Origin of the sequence: Staphylococcus sp. HMSC62B09, assembly GCF_001839115.1 — a bacterium.
Taxonomy (GTDB): Bacteria; Bacillota; Bacilli; order Staphylococcales; family Staphylococcaceae; genus Staphylococcus; species Staphylococcus haemolyticus.
The window spans coordinates 23,290-39,197 of record NZ_KV840088.1 but is presented as its reverse complement, the minus strand read 5'-3'; the positions used below and the strand labels follow the sequence as shown (position 1 = coordinate 39,197).

The window sequence follows — 15,908 nt, the reverse complement described above, 5'->3', positions numbered from 1 at the left end:
TTTCCCTCCTTAATTATATAATTCTTCTACTGATTTGCCGCGTAATTTAGCAACATCTTCAGCATTTTTAAGGTTTTGTAAACCATTGATTGTAGCACGAACCATATTGATTGGTGTGTTAGATCCTAATGATTTACTTAAGATATCAGTGATACCTGCTAATTCTAATACAGCACGAACTGGACCACCAGCGATAACTCCTGTACCAGGTGCAGCAGGTTTCATGAATACGCTACCTGAACCATAACGGCCAGTGATAGTGTGAGGAGTAGTTCCTTCAACACGCGGAACAACTACTAAATCTTTTTTAGCTGCTTCAACAGCTTTTTTGATAGCTTCAGGTACCTCTTGAGCTTTACCAGTACCGAAACCTACACGACCATTTTTGTCTCCAACTACTACTAATGCAGTGAAACGGAAACGACGACCACCTTTTACAACTTTAGCAACACGGTTGATTGTTACAACGCGTTCTTCAAATTCTTTCGTTTCTTCTTCTCTACGAGCCATGTATTTGTCCCTCCTTTAAATTAAAATTCTAATCCGCTTTCTCTAGCAGCTTCTGCTAAAGCTTTTACACGACCATGGTATAAGTAACCGCCACGATCAAATACGATTTCTTTAATACCTTTGTCTGATGCTTTTTTAGCAATTGCTTCGCCTACTTTAGTAGATAAATCTACTTTAGAAGTTGAATCGCTTGCGATATCTTTATCTTTTGATGAAGCTTGAACTAAAGTTTCGCCTTTAACATCATCGATAATTTGTGCATAAATGTGTTTGTTTGAACGATATACATTTAAACGTGGTTTTTCAGCTGTACCTGATAATTTAGTACGCACACGAGCATGTCTTTTCAAACGCACTTTGTTTTTATCAATTTTACTGATCATTGTATTACTCCTTTCTTAAGAGAGTTATCTATTATTTACCTGTTTTACCTTCTTTACGGCGAACATATTCACCTTGGTAACGGATACCTTTTCCTTTGTAAGGTTCTGGAGGTCTTACTGAACGGATGTTAGAAGCAATTGCTCCAACTTGTTCTTTAGATACACCAGATACTCTAACAGTTGTGTTTTTCTCTACTGCGAAAGTAATGCCATCTTCAGCTTTAATTTCAACAGGATGAGAGTAACCAACGTTTAATACTAAGTCACTACCTTGCATTTGAGCACGGTAACCTACACCAACAAGCTCAAGTGTTTTTTCGAAACCTTGAGAAACACCTTGTACCATATTATTTAATAAAGCACGAGTTGTACCATGAACTGTTCTATCTTCTTTAGACTCAGTAGGTCTTACAACTTCGATAGTGTTTTCTTCTTGTTTGAAAGTCATTCTTTCGTTAAATGTTCTAGTTAATTCACCTTTAGGACCTTTTACAGTAACAGTATGACCATCAAAAGTTACTGTAACGTCGCTAGGGATGTCAATAATTTTCTTACCAACACGACTCATGTTATGGCACCTCCTTATTTATTATTACCAAACGTATGCGATAATTTCTCCGCCAACGTTACGTTTTCTAGCTTCTTTGTCAGTGATAACACCTTCAGAAGTTGAAACTAATGCAATACCTAAACCATTTAATACTTTAGGTACTTCGTTTGCTTTAGCATATACACGTAAACCAGGTTTAGAGATACGTTTTAATCCTGTGATAACACGTTCATTGTTTTGACCATATTTTAAGAATAAACGAATAACACCTTGTTTATCATCTTCAACGTATTCTACGTTTTTAATGAAACCTTCACTTTTTAAGATTTCAGCAATTTGTTTTTTAATGTTAGACGCAGGTAATTCTAATTTCTCGTGACGCACCATGTTTGCGTTTCTTACACGAGTAAGCATATCTGCGATTGGATCTGTCATTGTCATTGATTGTTGCCTCCTTTCAGACTCTTATATATTACCAGCTAGCTTTACGTACGCCAGGGATTTGCCCTTTGTAAGCTAATTCACGGAAACAAATACGGCATAATTTGAATTTACGATATACAGAATGTGGACGACCACAACGTTCACAACGAGTATATTCACGTACTGCATATTTTTGTTTTTTCTGTTGCTTAGCAACCATAGAAGTTTTAGCCACTTAATTAGCCTCCTTTTAGAGATTATTTACGAAATGGCATACCGAAGTTTGTTAACAATTCACGAGCTTCCTCGTCAGTGTTAGCAGTTGTTACGATAACAATATCCATTCCTCTTACTTTACTTACTTTATCATAGTCGATTTCTGGGAAAATTAATTGTTCTTTAATTCCTAAAGTGTAGTTACCACGACCATCGAATGCTGTTTTAGAAACACCTTGGAAGTCACGTACACGAGGTAATGAAACTGCGATTAATTTATCTAAGAATTCATACATTCTTTCTCCGCGAAGTGTAACTTTCGCACCGATTGGCATACCTTCACGTAAACGGAATGTTGCAACTGATTTTTTTGCTTTTGTTACTAATGGTTTTTGACCAGTGATTAATTCTAATTCTTCTACAGCGGTATCTAACACTTTAGAGTTTTGAACTGCATCACCTACACCCATATTTACAACGATTTTTTCGATTTTTGGTACTTCCATTACAGAACTATAGTTGAATTTTTTCACTAAGTTTTCAGTAACTTCAGTATTGTATCTTTCTTTTAAACGGTTCAAAGTGGATCCTCCTTTCAACTAGTTATTAATTATTAGTTTTGATTTCTTCGCCAGATTTTTTAGCGATACGAACTTTTTTACCATCAACAAATTTGTAACCAACACGAGTAGGTTCGTTTGTTTTAGGATCTAATAATTGTACGTTAGAAACATGGATTGCTGCCTCTGTTTCTAAGATTCCACCTTCAGGATTTAATTGAGTTGGTTTTTGGTGTTTTTTAATAATATTAACACCTTCCACAACGACACGGTCTTTTTTAGGTTCAGTAGCGATTACTTTACCTTCTTTACCTTTGTCTTTACCTGCGATAACTTTTACGTTGTCACCTTTTTTGATATGCATGTGGGCACCTCCTTAAATGATTTGGTTTTTATAAATTAAAGTACTTCTGGTGCTAATGAAACGATTTTCATGAAGTTACCTTCACGTAATTCACGAGCAACAGGACCAAAGATACGAGTACCACGTGGGCCTTTGTCATCACGAATAATGACACATGCATTTTCATCAAACTTGATATAAGAACCATCATTACGACGAACGCCTGATTTAGTTCTAACGACAACAGCTTTGACTACGTCACCTTTTTTAACAACGCCACCTGGTGTTGCATTTTTAACAGTACATACGATAACATCGCCGATGTTCGCTGTTTTGCGACCAGATCCACCTAATACTTTAATTGTAAGAACTTCACGAGCACCAGAGTTGTCTGCTACTTTTAAACGAGTTTCTTGTTGGATCATTAGTTAAACCTCCCTTATCTCTAATCTTGTATTAAATAATTACTGACTCTTCAACAATTTCTACTAAACGAAAACGTTTTGATGCTGATAAAGGACGAGTTTCTTGAATTTTAACAATGTCTCCTAATTTAGCTGAATTGTTTTCATCATGAGTTTTGTATTTTTTAGAGTATTTTACACGTTTACCGTATAATTTGTGTGTTTTGTAAGTTTCAACTAATACAGTGATAGTTTTGTCCATTTTGTCTGAAACAACTTTACCTACATAAACTTTACGATCGTTTCTTTCACTCACTTTTGTAACCTCCTCTTTCGAATTTATTATTGATTAGCTTTGCTTTCTTCGATTTCTCTTTCACGAGCAACAGTTTTTAGACGTGCAATTGTTTTTCTAACTGTACGAATACGTGCAGTTTCCTCTAATTGACCTGTAGCTAACTGAAAGCGTAGGTTAAAAAGCTCTTCTTTTGAAGATTTGATTTGTTCTTCGATTTCTGAAGTGGTTAAGTCTCTAATTTCCTTAGCTTTCATTTGTTTCACCACCCAATTCTTCACGTTTTACAAACTTAGTTTTCACTGGAAGTTTGTGACTTGCTAAACGTAGTGCTTCACGAGCAACTTCTTCTGATACGCCTGCAACCTCGAATAAAATTCTACCTGGTTTTACAACAGCGATCCAGCCTTCAACGGCACCTTTACCAGCACCCATACGTACTTCTAAAGGTTTTTTAGTGTATGGTGTATGTGGGAAGATTTTAATCCAAACTTTCCCGCCACGTTTCATGTAACGTGTCATAGCAATACGAGCAGATTCGATTTGACGAGATGTGATCCAAGATGTTGTAGTAGCTTGTAATCCATACTCACCAAATGTTACATAATTACCGCCTTTTGAACGACCAGTTGTTTTAGGACGATGTTGACGACGATATTTAACACGTTTTGGTAGTAACATTATTATTTTCCTCCTTCACTAGTATTCTTAGTAGGAAGAACTTCACCACGATAAATCCATACTTTAACACCTAATTTACCGTAAGTAGTGTCTGCTTCAGCATGTGCATAATCGATGTCAGCACGTAAAGTATGAAGTGGAACAGTTCCTTCTGAATATTGTTCAGCACGAGCAATGTCAGCTCCGCCTAAACGACCTGATACTTGAGTTTTGATACCTTTAGCACCAAGTTTCATAGCTCTTGAAATAGCTTGTTTTTGTACACGACGGAATGAAGCACGGTTTTCTAATTGACGTGCAATATTCTCAGCAACTAAACGAGCATCGATATCAATTTTTTTGATTTCGATAACGTTGATGTGTACTTTTTTATCAGTTAAGTTGTTTAATTTATTACGAAGTTTTTCAATTTCTGATCCGCCTTTACCAATTACCATACCTGGTTTACCAGTGTGAATAGCAATGTTAATACGGTTAGCAGCACGTTCGATTTCAACGTGAGAAACTGATGCTTCTTTTAATTCGTTATCAATGAATTTACGGATTCTTAAATCTTCGTGTAAAAGTGAAGCGAAATCTTTTTCAGCATACCATTTAGCTTCCCAGTCACGGATGATTCCGACACGAAGTCCGATAGGATTAATTTTTTGACCCACAGTGTTCCCTCCTTAAATAGTTATTAAGCTTCTTTAGCTTCTTCTTTACCGTCACTTACGACGATTGTAATGTGGCTTGTACGTTTATTGATAGCACTTGCACGACCTTGTGCACGTGGACGGAAACGTTTTAAAGTTGGTCCTTCATTTGCATATGCTTCTTTGACAACTAATTCATCAGTGTTCATGTCATAGTTATGTTCAGCATTTGCTAAAGCGGACATTAATACTTTTTCAATTACTGGTGATGAAGCTTTGTTAGTTAATTTTAAAATAGCAATAGCTTCTCCAGCATTTTTACCTCTAATTAAGTCAAGAACTAATCTTACTTTACGAGGTGCGATTCTGATTGTTCTAGCAACCGCTTTTGCTTCCATTAGGATTTCCTCCTCTACTTCTATTTATTATCTTCTAGTTTTTTTATCGTCTGCAGCATGTCCTTTAAATGTACGAGTTGGAGCAAATTCACCTAATTTGTGACCTACCATATCTTCAGTTACATAAACAGGTACATGTTTACGACCATCGTATACCGCAAAAGTATGACCGATGAAATTTGGGAAAATTGTAGAACGACGAGACCATGTTTTGATTACTTGTTTCTTTTCACTTCCGTCTTGAGCTTCTACTTTTTTCATTAAATGATCATCGACGAAAGGTCCTTTTTTAATACTACGAGCCATTTGGGCGCCTCCCTTCTTATTGTGTGCGTGCAGCAATTAAGCCGCACACCCAAATAAGTTGTTATTATTTTTTCTTACGTCCACGAACGATAAGTTTGTCTGATGATTTTTTACCACGACGAGTTTTCTTACCAAGCGTTGGTTTACCCCATGGTGACATTGGAGATGGTCTACCGATAGGTGCACGACCTTCACCACCACCGTGTGGGTGATCGTTAGGGTTCATTACTGAACCACGAACTGTAGGACGGATGCCTTTCCATCTAGAACGTCCTGCTTTACCAACATTAACTAATTCATGTTGTAAGTTACCAACTTGACCAATTGTAGCACGGCAAGTTGATAAAATCATACGAACTTCACCAGAACGTAATCTGATTAGTACGTATTTACCTTCTTTACCAAGTACTTGTGAACTTGCACCCGCTGAACGAGCTAATTGTCCACCTTTACCAGGTTTTAATTCGATATTATGGATTACAGTACCAACTGGAATGTTTTGTAATGGTAATGCGTTACCAACTTTAATGTCAGCATCTGCACCACTCTCAACTACTTGGCCTACTTGTAATCCTTTTGGAGCAATAATATATCGTTTTTCACCATCAGCATATACTAATAAAGCAATGTTAGCTGAACGGTTTGGATCATATTGAATTGAATCAACTTTTGCAGTGATTCCATCTTTATTACGTTTGAAATCGATAACGCGGTATTGACGTTTATGTCCTCCACCATGATGACGAACTGTCAATTTACCTTGGTTGTTACGACCCGCTTTTTTCGGTAGCGGTTGTAATAATGACTTTTCAGGAGTAGATTTCGTGATTTCTGCGAAATCTAAACTAGTCATATTACGACGACCATTTGTTATTGGCTTATACTTTTTAAGAGCCATTGTCGCTTACCTCCTTAATGGTAACTTTTATTTTATTGTTTAGTTGAATAAGTCAATTGAACCTTCTTTTAAAGTAACAATTGCTTTTCTTCTTTTGTTTGTATAGCCTTGGTAACGGCCCATACGTTTTTTCTTAGGTTTGTAGTTGATGATGTTTACATTTGCAACTTTAACGTCGAAAATTTCTTCAACTGCAATTTTAACTTGTGTTTTATTAGCACGAGTATCTACGTCAAAAGTATATTTATCTTCAGCCATTGCTTCAGAAGATTTTTCAGTGATTACGGGGCGCTTAAGAACATCTCTTGCTTCCATTATCCGAGCACCTCCTCAACTTTTTTCGCAGCTGATTCAGTAATAATAACACTGTCAGCGCTAGTAATATCTAAAACGTTTAATCCTTGAGCTGTACTAACTTGTACACCAGGAATGTTACGTGCAGATAATTCAACGTTTACGTCTTCGCTATCAGTAACTACTAACACTTTTTTAGGTTGTTCAAGTGTAGTTAATATATTTTTGAATTCTTTTGTTTTTGGAGCTTCAAAACCAAAATTATCAACGATAGTGAAGTTGTTTTCTTTAACTTTGAAAGATAATGCAGAACGTAATGCTAAACGACGCATTTTCTTAGGCATTTTGTATGCATAGCTTCTTGGTGTTGGTCCGAATACGATACCACCACCACGCCATTGTGGAGCACGGATTGTACCTTGACGCGCACGTCCTGTACCTTTTTGTCTCCATGGTTTACGTCCGCCACCACGTACAGCTGAACGATTTTTAACTGCGTGAGTTCCTTGACGTAATGAAGCACGTTGTAAGTTAATTGCTTCGAAAAGAACACTGTTGTTTGGTTCAATAGCGAATACTGAATCGCTTAATTCAACAGAACCTGATTTAGATCCGTCTACTTTTAATACATCATAATTAGCCATTATGCTTTTCCTCCTTTCGCTACTTATTATTTATTACCTTTTTTAATTGAAGTTTGTATTTCTACGAAACCTTTTTTAGGTCCAGGCACGTTACCTTTTACTAAAATTACATTGTTTTCTGTATCAACTTGAACTACTTCTAAGTTTTGAACAGTAACTGTATTTCCACCCATACGTCCAGGCATTTTTTGGCCTTTGAATACTCTTGAAGCATCTGAAGCCATACCTACTGAACCTGGGGCTCTATGGAAATGAGAACCGTGAGCCATTGGTCCACGACCTTGGCCATGACGTTTAATAGCACCTTGGAAACCTTTACCTTTTGAAGTTCCTGTTACATCAATAATGTCTCCAGCTTCAAAAGTATCAACTGTGACTTCTTGACCTACTTCGTATTCATCAACATTAACGTTTCTGAATTCGCGAATGAAGCGCTTAGGTGCTGTGCCCGCTTTCTTAGCGTGACCTTCAGCTGGTTTATTAGCATATTTATTAGATTTAGCATCTTTTTTGTATGCTTTTTTGTCTTCAAAACCTACTTGGATAGCGTTATAACCATCTACTTCTTCAGTTTTCTTTTGTAATACTACGTTTTGACTTGCTTCTACTACTGTAACTGGGATTAATTCACCGTTTTCTCCGAATACTTGTGTCATCCCAATTTTTCTTCCTAAGATTCCTTTGGTCATCGAAAGTCCACCTCCTAAAATTTTCTATTATAATTTAATTTCGATGTCTACACCAGATGGTAAGTTTAATCCCATTAGGGCATCAACTGTTTTTGGTGTTGGGTTAACAATATCGATTAAACGTTTATGAGTACGTTGTTCGAATTGTTCACGTGAATCTTTGTACTTATGCACCGCACGAATAATTGTATAAACTGACTTTTCAGTTGGTAACGGGATTGGTCCAGAAACTTCTGCACCAGAACGTTTTGCAGTTTCAACAATTTTCTCTGCTGATTGATCAATCACACGGTGATCGTAAGCTTTTAATCTGATTCTGATTTTTTGTTTTGCCATAATTTTCCCTCCTTATTCGTCTACTTTAAAAGTGATAGACTTCTCCACGAAAACTATCTCACACAACGCCATGGCAAAGCGGCCGGGTGTGTCAGTAACCTTTCGCTTCATCGCTTTCATCAAGTCCAACATTAGATATGTTACAGGAAAAACAGTGATAAATCAAGGTTTTTTCTGAAACTTTTTGTACTTTGTCTAACACATACCTAAGTATTGTACTTTAAATAGTTTTGTACATCAACCATTTTAAGTAAATTTTTCCCCTTTTTTTGTTTTTACTTTATAATGTATATAAGTTAAGTCTTAAATTAAGCTTCTACTATTATAATAGTAGGAATTTAAAATTTGTTTTTAATAAATAGTGGGAGGCGTAGTTATATTGAAAAGAAATACTAAAGTAGCTCTTGCCCTAATAAGTTTCTTCTTATTAGTATGTGAATTTTTCTATGGCATTCCTTTTCTAGGCGGAAGCTTTATATTAGGTTTTGGTTGGCAACCATTGTTAATTAATGCTTTTTTATATCTCATACTAGCAATTATTCTTTTAGTTGATAATCAAAATGCAATCAAGCCTATGTCAATTATTCCAATAATTGGTATTGTGGGATCTTTTGTTGCATTTATTCCAATTGTAGGAATGTTTGTTCATTGGGTGCTATTTTTCTTAATGGTCTTCTTTATTTTTATAGTATTGAGCGCACCTACCTATATTCGTAATAAAGATGCAAAAGTCATTTATACTCAGTACAAAGATGATCATTCAAATAAATGGTAAAAAAAGGACGATGTCTCTAAATAGAGCATCGTCCTTTTCCTTATTAACCGTGTACAAATACGAAATATAAAATAAATAGTACCATTAAGAAATACATAATTGGATGTACTTCTTTGTGTTTTTTTGTGATAAGCATAGTTATTGGATAAAATATAAATCCGCAAGCGATACCAGTCGCAATTGAATATGATAGTGGCATCATAATAATTGTTATAAATGCTGGAACTGCAACTTCAAATTTCTTCCAATTTATTTCTGCAAAGTTAGCTGCCATTAAAATCCCAACTACTACTAATGCAGGTGTTGTTACTGCACTTGTAACAATTTCAATTAACGGACTAAAGAATAATGCTAAAAGGAAACAAATCCCTGTCACGATACTAGCAAAACCTGTTCTCGCACCCACAGCTACACCAGAAGTAGATTCAATATAAGACGTAGTTGTTGTTGTGCCAAAAATGGCACCAATAATAGTAGCTAAAGAGTCAGCAAATAAAGCTCTACCTGCTCTAGGAAGCTTGTTATCTTTCATAATACCTGCTTGAGTAGCTACTGCCACTAATGTTCCAGCAGTATCAAAGAAATCTATAAAGAAGAAAGTTAAAATTACAATTAAAAATTGAATCGTAAATAGTTGACTTGGATCCTTAAAGGCTTCAAATGCAGCACCGAATGTTGGTGTTATACTAGGGATTTTACCAACTACGCCAGAAGGTGTTTGTATTAATCCAGTTATCATTCCAACTATAGAAGTTATAATCATACCTATAAAAATTGAACCTGGTACTTTTCTAGCATATAGAATTATTGTAATCGCAATACCAAAGATTGCTAATAAAACTGGACCTTTTGTTAAATGTCCTAATGTAACTAATGTTGAGTCATTTTTCACAATGATGCCAGCACTTTGTAAACCTACAAAGGTAATAAATAATCCTATACCAGCAGATACAGCCATTTTCATTTGATATGGAATAGCATTGATTATTATCTCTCGAAGACCGGTTGCTGTAAGTATAGCAAAGAATATACCTGAACAAAGCACGCCAGTTAAACCTATTTGCCAAGGAATTCCCATCGTTAAAACTACTGTAAAAGCAAAGAACGCATTAAGTCCCATTCCTGGCGCAAGTGCTATTGGATATTTTGCAATAAGTCCCATAAATAAAGAACCAACAAACGCTGCTAAAGCAGTTGCCACGAAAATAGCTCCTTGATCCATTTTCATGTCACCTGATACACCTTTAACACCTGCTAAACTTAATACTTGAGGATTTACAGCTAAAATGTATGCCATTGATAAGAAAGTTGTGATACCACCGATTATCTCTTTCTTATAATTAGTATCATACTCGTCGAATTGAAAGTATTTTTTCACGGTTTTAAACTCCTTTTATTAAAATACTTTAATATTTTAATATTACTTTTCGAAAAACACAATAATAAAAACGAACTTTTTTACCAACAAATATGATTAAGTTCGATTTTAAACTATAATTTCAAGTTTTTTAATGCATCTTTAAACGGATTATTCTCAAGTGAATCTTCATTATTCATATACTTTTTCATTTCTTTTTTAGATACTTTGCCACTGGATTTATTTTTAAATCGTTTATCCATCTGTTCTTGTGTTTCAGTATGACCACAGACACATCGATAAACTGCATCTTTTCCACGTCCAAATAATGTCATTTTCTTCTTACAATTTGGACAACGTGCATTTGTCTTACGTTGGACATTCTTTTTAGTTTTACATGTAGGATCTTGACATACTAACATTTGTCCATTTTTAGTTTTAACTTTAATCATGAATTTTCCACATGTCGGACATTCAGTAGTTGTTAAATTATCATGCTTATACTTTTGCTCGCTATTTTTAATAGTATTTACAATCGATTGTGTAAATGCCTTCATTTCGTCAATAAAGTGTCGAGAATTATATCTTCCTTTTTCTATTAATAATAGTTTCTCTTCCCACTCGGCAGTTAATAATGGAGATGTTAATTCTTGAGGCGCTAAATCCAGAATTTGCTTTCCTTTAGATGTTACTTTGATTTTGCCATCTCTAGATTCGATTGCATTAAGATTAAATAGTTTCTCAATTATATCTGCTCTTGTAGCAACTGTGCCAATCCCTCCAGTTTGTCTCAATGTGTTAGCATGTTTCTTTTCTTTAAGTTGTATATAATTTTGAGGGTTCTCCATGGCTTTTAGCAATGAACCTTCGTTAAAGTAATCAGGTGGTGTTGTTTCATGTTCATTTACTTTTAAACTTTGAAGGTGATACTTTTCCCCTTTTTGAAAAGCAACTTTCTTTACCACATTATCACTGTTCATTTTAAGTGCTTTATAACCTAGTTGACGTGTGGCTTTTTCATTAAAAACGAAGATATATTGGCCAACAGTAACATTAACTCTAACCGCTTCATATTCATGAGGTGCCATTAAAGATTCTAGGAACCTTTCAGCTACCATCATATATATCTTACTTTCTCTGTTACTCAAACTTTGCATATCCGGACGTACTTCTGTTGGAATAATTGCGTGATGATCTGATACTTTATGATTATTAAAAATCCGCATTTTACTTGAATAAGATTGCCCCAACAATGATTTGACTTGTGATTTATAGTCAGTTGCTAATAAAGCATAAAGTCGTTCTTTAATAGTATCCACCATATCATCTGTTAAATAATTAGAATCTGTACGTGGGTAAGTAAGAACTTTATGGCGTTCATATAAATTTTGAATGGTATTAAGTGTTTCCTTAGGCCCCATTTTGTATCGTTGGTATGCCTCTTGTTGCAAATCAGTTAAGTTATACAGAGGCTTAGGATGACTTTTTTTAACTTTCTTTTCAACACTATCAACATTACCTTCTACATGTTCTATTTCATTAGCAATTTGAGTTGCGTCATCTCTAGTCATGTGTTGCTTATTTGTCCTTAATTGGAAAGTTAATCCACCTATTTCAGTAGATAGAGTATAATATTTCTTCGGTTTAAAATGATTGATTTCTTGTTGTCTGGCATTAACTAATTGGATTGTTGGTGTTTGAACTCGACCCAATGATAATTGAGCGTCATATTTCGTCGTTAACGCACGTGTTGCATTGATACCCACAATCCAATCCGCTTCACTTCTAGCTAATGCTGCTTCATAAAGATGTTGAAATTCACGTCCGTCTTTAAGCTTTTTAAATCCCTCTTGAATTGCTTTTTTGGTTACGGAGCTAATCCACAAGCGCTTAATAGGTTTTTTATTATGAACTTTATCCAATATTAACCGTGCAACTAGTTCCCCTTCTCTTCCAGCATCAGTTGCTATAATAACTTCTTTCACTTTTTTATCTAAAATCAGTGACTTAACAGTTTTAAATTGTTTACTTGTTTTACTAATAACTACTGTTTGCATGTGCTTCGGTATGATAGGTAAATCTTTAAGTTTCCATTCCTTGTACGCTTTATCATAGTGTTCCGGCTGTGCATTAGTGACTAAATGACCCAATGCCCATGTGACAACATACTTTTCGTTTTCAATATATCCATTACGTCTTCCCTTTATGTTCATAGCTTCAGCTATATCTCTAGCTACGGATGGTTTCTCTGCCAAAATTAATGATTTCATAGAACTTTCCTTTCAATAAAAGATCTCTTAATACATGTATTTGATGTAAATACAATTGTAACACGATAGACAATAGTCTAAACTTTCAATTACTAATAAATAAACTTATAATTAATTTAACAAAATGATATTGAAATGGAGGTACGCTATGGACATAGTCAAAGTAAGCAACCTGAACCAAATCATATCTTTTATTAATACATCATCAGACACCCTTGCGTCTTATATATATAAACTTCATACGTCTAAAGGTGATGTAGAACAGTTACTAAATGAATCTATCCATACCACTGGTGTTTTCTGTTTAATAGAAGATGATTCAATTGTCGCATTAATCACTGGAATTTTATATGAAGAAGATAAATACAAAGTTATTGGACCATTTGTTAGTAAAGATTTCACTCTTACAGATAATCATTTTATCTCATTATTTTCTGCATTAATGGAATCACAATCTGAGCATGCTACTTTTAACTTCTCTTATAATGATTGTGCACAAGATTCAAAACCTTTAATGAAGCTAATTCATGCGAATTATAACTTCACAGATTACTATTTAAATGTTTATAAATCATTAAATGAACCCGAAACAGATTTCAATATCATTGAATATCAGCCAGGGTTCCAAAGAGCTTTCAGTAAGTTACATGAACAGACGTTTAGACACAACGCATTAACTCCTAAAGAAATAGTCAATACTTTAGATGAACATAACCGATTATTTTTATTTGTTAGTGAAGGCTTGTTAAAAGGATACCTTTATTTACAAATAGACACGCTATCATCACTAGCTGAAATACGATATTTTAGTTCACATACTGATTATCGTCTCAAAGGGATAGCATTTGACTTACTTTTATATGCAATTCATTATGCATTTGAGCATTTTTCTATTGATAAAGTTTATTTTAAAATACGTAGTAAAAATGTCACTTTAGTTGAACGATTTAATGAATTGGGATTCGAAATTGAAAGTGAATATACTAAATATAAAATTGATCCAAGTCAATTGAATTACTAGCATGCCATTAGAGCATATTAAGATAATTACACATTAAATCTTAATATGCTTTTTTTATTTACTTCAACGTATGAGCGTTTACATTTTAAAAGTTATTTTTTTCAGATAAAATGTTCACGAGTGTTATAGGAAGGAAACACTTGAAGTAAATAAATAAGGAGAGTGTTTACATAATGCAATTTATAGATATACTTATCGCATTATTACCTGCCCTATTTTGGGGGAGTGTCGTTTTAATTAATGTTTTTGTTGGGGGCGGACCTTATAACCAAATAAGAGGTACAACACTGGGTGCACTTATAGTTGGTATTGTATTGCTCTTAATTGGTAAAGCACAATTTGATAATTTAACAGTGATTATTGTTGGTTTAATATCAGGTGCTTTGTGGGCCTTTGGACAAGGTAACCAATTACGTTCAATTAGTTTAATTGGCGTTTCTAAAACAATGCCTATTTCTACAGGTATGCAATTAGTTGGTACTACATTATTTAGTGCTATTTTTCTTGGAGAATGGAGTACTGGTATTCAAGTAACAATGGGAATTATTGCCATGGTTCTATTAGTTACAGGTATCGCGTTAACCTCTTTACGCGGTAAAAATGAAGGAAAATCGAATGATCCAGAATTTAAGAAAGCAATGTTAATATTAGTGATTTCAACAGTTGGCTATGTCGGATATGTAGTAATAGCCGATATCTTTGGTGTCAGTGGTACTGATGCATTATTCTTCCAATCAATTGGTATGGCTATAGGTGGCTTCTTGTTATCAATGAAACATGAAACTAATATTAAATCTACAGCCCTTAACTTAATACCAGGTGTTGTATGGGCGATTGGTAACTTATTTATGTTCTATTCACAACCTAAAGTTGGTGTTGCAACAAGTTTCTCATTATCACAATTACTCGTAATCGTTTCTACACTAGGTGGTATTTTCTTACTAGGTGAGAAAAAAGACAAACGCCAAATGATTGGAATTTGGTCTGGTATAATCTTAATCGTTATTGCCGCATTTATACTCGGTAATCTTAAATAAATTAACATTACAAAGGAGGAACCAAAATGTTTTCAGATTTAGAAGGTAAAGTCGTAATTATAACTGGTGCTGGGAGTGGTATTGGTAAATCCTTTGCAGAGAACTTTGGTAAATCAAAAGCAAAAGTAGTTTTAAATTATCGCTCTGACCGTCATTTAGATGAAATTGAAGAAATTAAGCATATGATTAGTGATGCTGGTGGTGAAGCAATTGCTGTACAAGCTGATGTGGCTGTCGAGGAAGATGTAAAACGATTAGTTCAATCTGCTGTTAAAGAATTTGGCACGCTAGATATTATGATAAATAATGCAGGATTTGAAAAACCTATCCCAACCCATAAAATGTCAGTTGATGAATGGCAAAAAGTGATAGATATTAATTTAACTGGTGCATTCATAGGTTCTAGAGAAGCGGTTAATCAATTTTTAAAAGAAGATAAAAAAGGAATAATCATCAATACATCAAGTGTACATGATACGATTCCATGGCCTAATTATGTTAATTATGCTGCTAGTAAGGGTGGCTTAAAGTTAATGATGGAAACAATGTCTATGGAATACGCACAATATGGTATACGCATAAACAACATTTCTCCAGGTGCGATAGTCACTGAGCATACTAAGGAGAAATTCTCTGATCCAGAAACTCGTGCTGAGACATTGGAAATGATTCCAGCTAAAGAAATTGGTGAAGAACAAGATGTAGCTAATGTGGCATTATTCTTAGCTTCAGATTTAGCGAACTATATTCACGGTACTACCATTTACGTTGATGGTGGTATGACTAACTACCCTGCCTTTATGGGTGGTAAGGGTTGAATTTCAAACACTATGCAATAAAAAGCAAGCAATCCTTAAAGTAGAATTGCTTGCTTTTTTCTATT

Annotated in this window: 25 protein-coding genes; 4 read left to right on the top strand and 21 right to left on the bottom strand. The window is 34.7% G+C overall.

Features of this window, described 5'->3' with window-relative positions; genetic code table 11:
• Positions 1-9: 9 nt before the first annotated feature.
• The 19 genes from rpsE to rpsJ form a co-directional block, all read right to left on the bottom strand.
• Complete coding sequence (gene rpsE, locus HMPREF3265_RS01355) at positions 10-510, bottom strand: 30S ribosomal protein S5 (protein WP_011275137.1); 501 nt, start codon at positions 508-510, stop codon at positions 10-12.
• Between the two features lie 20 nt (positions 511-530).
• Positions 531-893 (bottom strand): 50S ribosomal protein L18, encoded by a 363-nt coding sequence (gene rplR, locus HMPREF3265_RS01350; protein ID WP_011275136.1) that lies wholly within the window; start codon positions 891-893, stop codon positions 531-533.
• Positions 894-924: 31 nt separating this feature from the next.
• On the bottom strand, positions 925-1,461 hold the full coding sequence (gene rplF / locus HMPREF3265_RS01345; protein WP_070860886.1) for a 50S ribosomal protein L6: 537 nt from the start codon (positions 1,459-1,461) through the stop codon (positions 925-927).
• A gap of 24 nt (positions 1,462-1,485) precedes the next feature.
• Positions 1,486-1,884 (bottom strand): 30S ribosomal protein S8, encoded by a 399-nt coding sequence (rpsH, locus tag HMPREF3265_RS01340; protein ID WP_011275134.1) that lies wholly within the window; start codon positions 1,882-1,884, stop codon positions 1,486-1,488.
• 31 nt (positions 1,885-1,915) lie between these two features.
• Positions 1,916-2,101 carry a type Z 30S ribosomal protein S14 gene (locus tag HMPREF3265_RS01335; protein ID WP_001140799.1) on the bottom strand — a complete coding sequence of 62 codons (186 nt, stop codon included), beginning with the start codon at positions 2,099-2,101 and terminating at the stop codon, positions 1,916-1,918.
• Between the two features lie 22 nt (positions 2,102-2,123).
• Entirely contained in the window at positions 2,124-2,663 is a 540-nt protein-coding gene (gene rplE / locus HMPREF3265_RS01330; RefSeq protein ID WP_037549744.1) for a 50S ribosomal protein L5, read from the bottom strand.
• A 25-nt stretch (positions 2,664-2,688) separates the two neighbouring features.
• On the bottom strand, positions 2,689-3,006 hold the full coding sequence (gene rplX, locus HMPREF3265_RS01325; RefSeq protein ID WP_070860885.1) for a 50S ribosomal protein L24: 318 nt from the start codon (positions 3,004-3,006) through the stop codon (positions 2,689-2,691).
• 35 nt (positions 3,007-3,041) lie between these two features.
• Positions 3,042-3,410: a 50S ribosomal protein L14 gene (gene rplN / locus HMPREF3265_RS01320; RefSeq protein ID WP_002466492.1), complete on the bottom strand. Its 369-nt coding sequence runs from the start codon at positions 3,408-3,410 to the stop codon at positions 3,042-3,044.
• A gap of 31 nt (positions 3,411-3,441) precedes the next feature.
• The gene (gene rpsQ, locus HMPREF3265_RS01315; protein ID WP_011275131.1) at positions 3,442-3,705 is read right to left on the bottom strand and encodes a 30S ribosomal protein S17; all 264 of its coding nucleotides are present in this window, start codon (positions 3,703-3,705) and stop codon (positions 3,442-3,444) included.
• 26 nt (positions 3,706-3,731) lie between these two features.
• Positions 3,732-3,941 carry a 50S ribosomal protein L29 gene (gene rpmC / locus HMPREF3265_RS01310; protein WP_011275130.1) on the bottom strand — a complete coding sequence of 70 codons (210 nt, stop codon included), beginning with the start codon at positions 3,939-3,941 and terminating at the stop codon, positions 3,732-3,734.
• Complete coding sequence (gene rplP / locus HMPREF3265_RS01305; protein ID WP_002432945.1) at positions 3,931-4,365, bottom strand: 50S ribosomal protein L16; 435 nt, start codon at positions 4,363-4,365, stop codon at positions 3,931-3,933. Before rplP ends, rpmC begins: the two co-directional genes overlap by 11 nt.
• Positions 4,366-4,367: 2 nt before the next feature.
• Complete coding sequence (rpsC, locus tag HMPREF3265_RS01300) at positions 4,368-5,021, bottom strand: 30S ribosomal protein S3 (protein ID WP_011275129.1); 654 nt, start codon at positions 5,019-5,021, stop codon at positions 4,368-4,370.
• A gap of 23 nt (positions 5,022-5,044) precedes the next feature.
• Positions 5,045-5,398, bottom strand: coding sequence for a 50S ribosomal protein L22 (gene rplV / locus HMPREF3265_RS01295; RefSeq protein WP_001829734.1), 354 nt, complete (start codon positions 5,396-5,398; stop codon positions 5,045-5,047).
• 27 nt (positions 5,399-5,425) lie between these two features.
• The gene (gene rpsS / locus HMPREF3265_RS01290) at positions 5,426-5,704 is read right to left on the bottom strand and encodes a 30S ribosomal protein S19 (protein ID WP_001829710.1); all 279 of its coding nucleotides are present in this window, start codon (positions 5,702-5,704) and stop codon (positions 5,426-5,428) included.
• A gap of 64 nt (positions 5,705-5,768) precedes the next feature.
• Positions 5,769-6,602: a 50S ribosomal protein L2 gene (gene rplB, locus HMPREF3265_RS01285; protein WP_011275128.1), complete on the bottom strand. Its 834-nt coding sequence runs from the start codon at positions 6,600-6,602 to the stop codon at positions 5,769-5,771.
• 39 nt (positions 6,603-6,641) lie between these two features.
• Entirely contained in the window at positions 6,642-6,917 is a 276-nt protein-coding gene (gene rplW, locus HMPREF3265_RS01280) for a 50S ribosomal protein L23 (RefSeq protein WP_011275127.1), read from the bottom strand.
• On the bottom strand, positions 6,917-7,540 hold the full coding sequence (rplD, locus tag HMPREF3265_RS01275) for a 50S ribosomal protein L4 (protein WP_070442786.1): 624 nt from the start codon (positions 7,538-7,540) through the stop codon (positions 6,917-6,919). Before rplD ends, rplW begins: the two co-directional genes overlap by 1 nt.
• 26 nt (positions 7,541-7,566) lie before the next feature.
• Positions 7,567-8,229, bottom strand: a complete 663-nt coding sequence (gene rplC, locus HMPREF3265_RS01270; protein ID WP_037549751.1) for a 50S ribosomal protein L3 — start codon at positions 8,227-8,229, stop codon at positions 7,567-7,569.
• Positions 8,230-8,256: 27 nt separating this feature from the next.
• Positions 8,257-8,565 carry a 30S ribosomal protein S10 gene (gene rpsJ, locus HMPREF3265_RS01265; RefSeq protein ID WP_015900978.1) on the bottom strand — a complete coding sequence of 103 codons (309 nt, stop codon included), beginning with the start codon at positions 8,563-8,565 and terminating at the stop codon, positions 8,257-8,259.
• Positions 8,566-8,944: 379 nt separating this feature from the next.
• Here rpsJ and HMPREF3265_RS01260 point away from each other — a divergent pair, with 379 nt between their 5' ends.
• The gene (locus HMPREF3265_RS01260; protein ID WP_070860884.1) at positions 8,945-9,340 is read left to right on the top strand and encodes a hypothetical protein; all 396 of its coding nucleotides are present in this window, start codon (positions 8,945-8,947) and stop codon (positions 9,338-9,340) included.
• Positions 9,341-9,383: 43 nt separating this feature from the next.
• Here HMPREF3265_RS01260 and HMPREF3265_RS01255 read toward each other — a convergent pair whose 3' ends face one another.
• Both HMPREF3265_RS01255 and HMPREF3265_RS01250 read right to left on the bottom strand, forming a co-directional pair.
• A complete protein-coding gene (locus HMPREF3265_RS01255; RefSeq protein ID WP_070860883.1) occupies positions 9,384-10,718 on the bottom strand; it encodes an NCS2 family permease in 1,335 nt (444 codons plus the stop codon).
• Between the two features lie 113 nt (positions 10,719-10,831).
• Positions 10,832-12,967: a DNA topoisomerase III gene (locus HMPREF3265_RS01250; RefSeq protein ID WP_070860882.1), complete on the bottom strand. Its 2,136-nt coding sequence runs from the start codon at positions 12,965-12,967 to the stop codon at positions 10,832-10,834.
• Positions 12,968-13,115: 148 nt separating this feature from the next.
• On the opposite strand from HMPREF3265_RS01250, the gene HMPREF3265_RS01245 reads away from it, so the two are divergent.
• The 3 genes from HMPREF3265_RS01245 (at position 13,116) to HMPREF3265_RS01235 (ending at position 15,843) form a co-directional block, all read left to right on the top strand.
• Entirely contained in the window at positions 13,116-13,988 is an 873-nt protein-coding gene (locus tag HMPREF3265_RS01245) for a GNAT family N-acetyltransferase (RefSeq protein WP_070860881.1), read from the top strand.
• A gap of 173 nt (positions 13,989-14,161) precedes the next feature.
• Positions 14,162-15,025 carry a GRP family sugar transporter gene (locus HMPREF3265_RS01240; protein WP_037549764.1) on the top strand — a complete coding sequence of 288 codons (864 nt, stop codon included), beginning with the start codon at positions 14,162-14,164 and terminating at the stop codon, positions 15,023-15,025.
• A 26-nt stretch (positions 15,026-15,051) separates the two neighbouring features.
• The gene (locus tag HMPREF3265_RS01235) at positions 15,052-15,843 is read left to right on the top strand and encodes a glucose 1-dehydrogenase (RefSeq protein ID WP_053025001.1); all 792 of its coding nucleotides are present in this window, start codon (positions 15,052-15,054) and stop codon (positions 15,841-15,843) included.
• The last annotated feature ends 65 nt before the right edge of the window (positions 15,844-15,908 follow it).

Excerpts from the sequence above, each read along its gene's own strand:
- rpsH (WP_011275134.1), bottom strand. The coding sequence starts at position 1,884 with ATGACAATGACAGATCCAATCGCAGATATGCTTACTCGTGTAAGAAAC.
- HMPREF3265_RS01250 (WP_070860882.1), bottom strand. The coding sequence starts at position 12,967 with ATGAAATCATTAATTTTGGCAGAGAAACCATCCGTAGCTAGAGATATA.
- rpsJ (WP_015900978.1), bottom strand. The coding sequence starts at position 8,565 with ATGGCAAAACAAAAAATCAGAATCAGATTAAAAGCTTACGATCACCGT.
- rplB (WP_011275128.1), bottom strand. The coding sequence starts at position 6,602 with ATGGCTCTTAAAAAGTATAAGCCAATAACAAATGGTCGTCGTAATATG.
- HMPREF3265_RS01245 (WP_070860881.1), top strand. The coding sequence starts at position 13,116 with ATGGACATAGTCAAAGTAAGCAACCTGAACCAAATCATATCTTTTATT.
- rplC (WP_037549751.1), bottom strand. The coding sequence starts at position 8,229 with ATGACCAAAGGAATCTTAGGAAGAAAAATTGGGATGACACAAGTATTC.
- rpmC (WP_011275130.1), bottom strand. The coding sequence starts at position 3,941 with ATGAAAGCTAAGGAAATTAGAGACTTAACCACTTCAGAAATCGAAGAA.
- rplN (WP_002466492.1), bottom strand. The coding sequence starts at position 3,410 with ATGATCCAACAAGAAACTCGTTTAAAAGTAGCAGACAACTCTGGTGCT.
- rplD (WP_070442786.1), bottom strand. The coding sequence starts at position 7,540 with ATGGCTAATTATGATGTATTAAAAGTAGACGGATCTAAATCAGGTTCT.
- rpsS (WP_001829710.1), bottom strand. The coding sequence starts at position 5,704 with ATGGCTCGTAGTATTAAAAAAGGACCTTTCGTCGATGATCATTTAATG.
- rplX (WP_070860885.1), bottom strand. The coding sequence starts at position 3,006 with ATGCATATCAAAAAAGGTGACAACGTAAAAGTTATCGCAGGTAAAGAC.
- rpsE (WP_011275137.1), bottom strand. The coding sequence starts at position 510 with ATGGCTCGTAGAGAAGAAGAAACGAAAGAATTTGAAGAACGCGTTGTA.
- rplP (WP_002432945.1), bottom strand. The coding sequence starts at position 4,365 with ATGTTACTACCAAAACGTGTTAAATATCGTCGTCAACATCGTCCTAAA.
- rplR (WP_011275136.1), bottom strand. The coding sequence starts at position 893 with ATGATCAGTAAAATTGATAAAAACAAAGTGCGTTTGAAAAGACATGCT.
- HMPREF3265_RS01235 (WP_053025001.1), top strand. The coding sequence starts at position 15,052 with ATGTTTTCAGATTTAGAAGGTAAAGTCGTAATTATAACTGGTGCTGGG.
- HMPREF3265_RS01240 (WP_037549764.1), top strand. The coding sequence starts at position 14,162 with ATGCAATTTATAGATATACTTATCGCATTATTACCTGCCCTATTTTGG.
- rplV (WP_001829734.1), bottom strand. The coding sequence starts at position 5,398 with ATGGAAGCAAAAGCGGTTGCTAGAACAATCAGAATCGCACCTCGTAAA.
- rplF (WP_070860886.1), bottom strand. The coding sequence starts at position 1,461 with ATGAGTCGTGTTGGTAAGAAAATTATTGACATCCCTAGCGACGTTACA.
- rplW (WP_011275127.1), bottom strand. The coding sequence starts at position 6,917 with ATGGAAGCAAGAGATGTTCTTAAGCGCCCCGTAATCACTGAAAAATCT.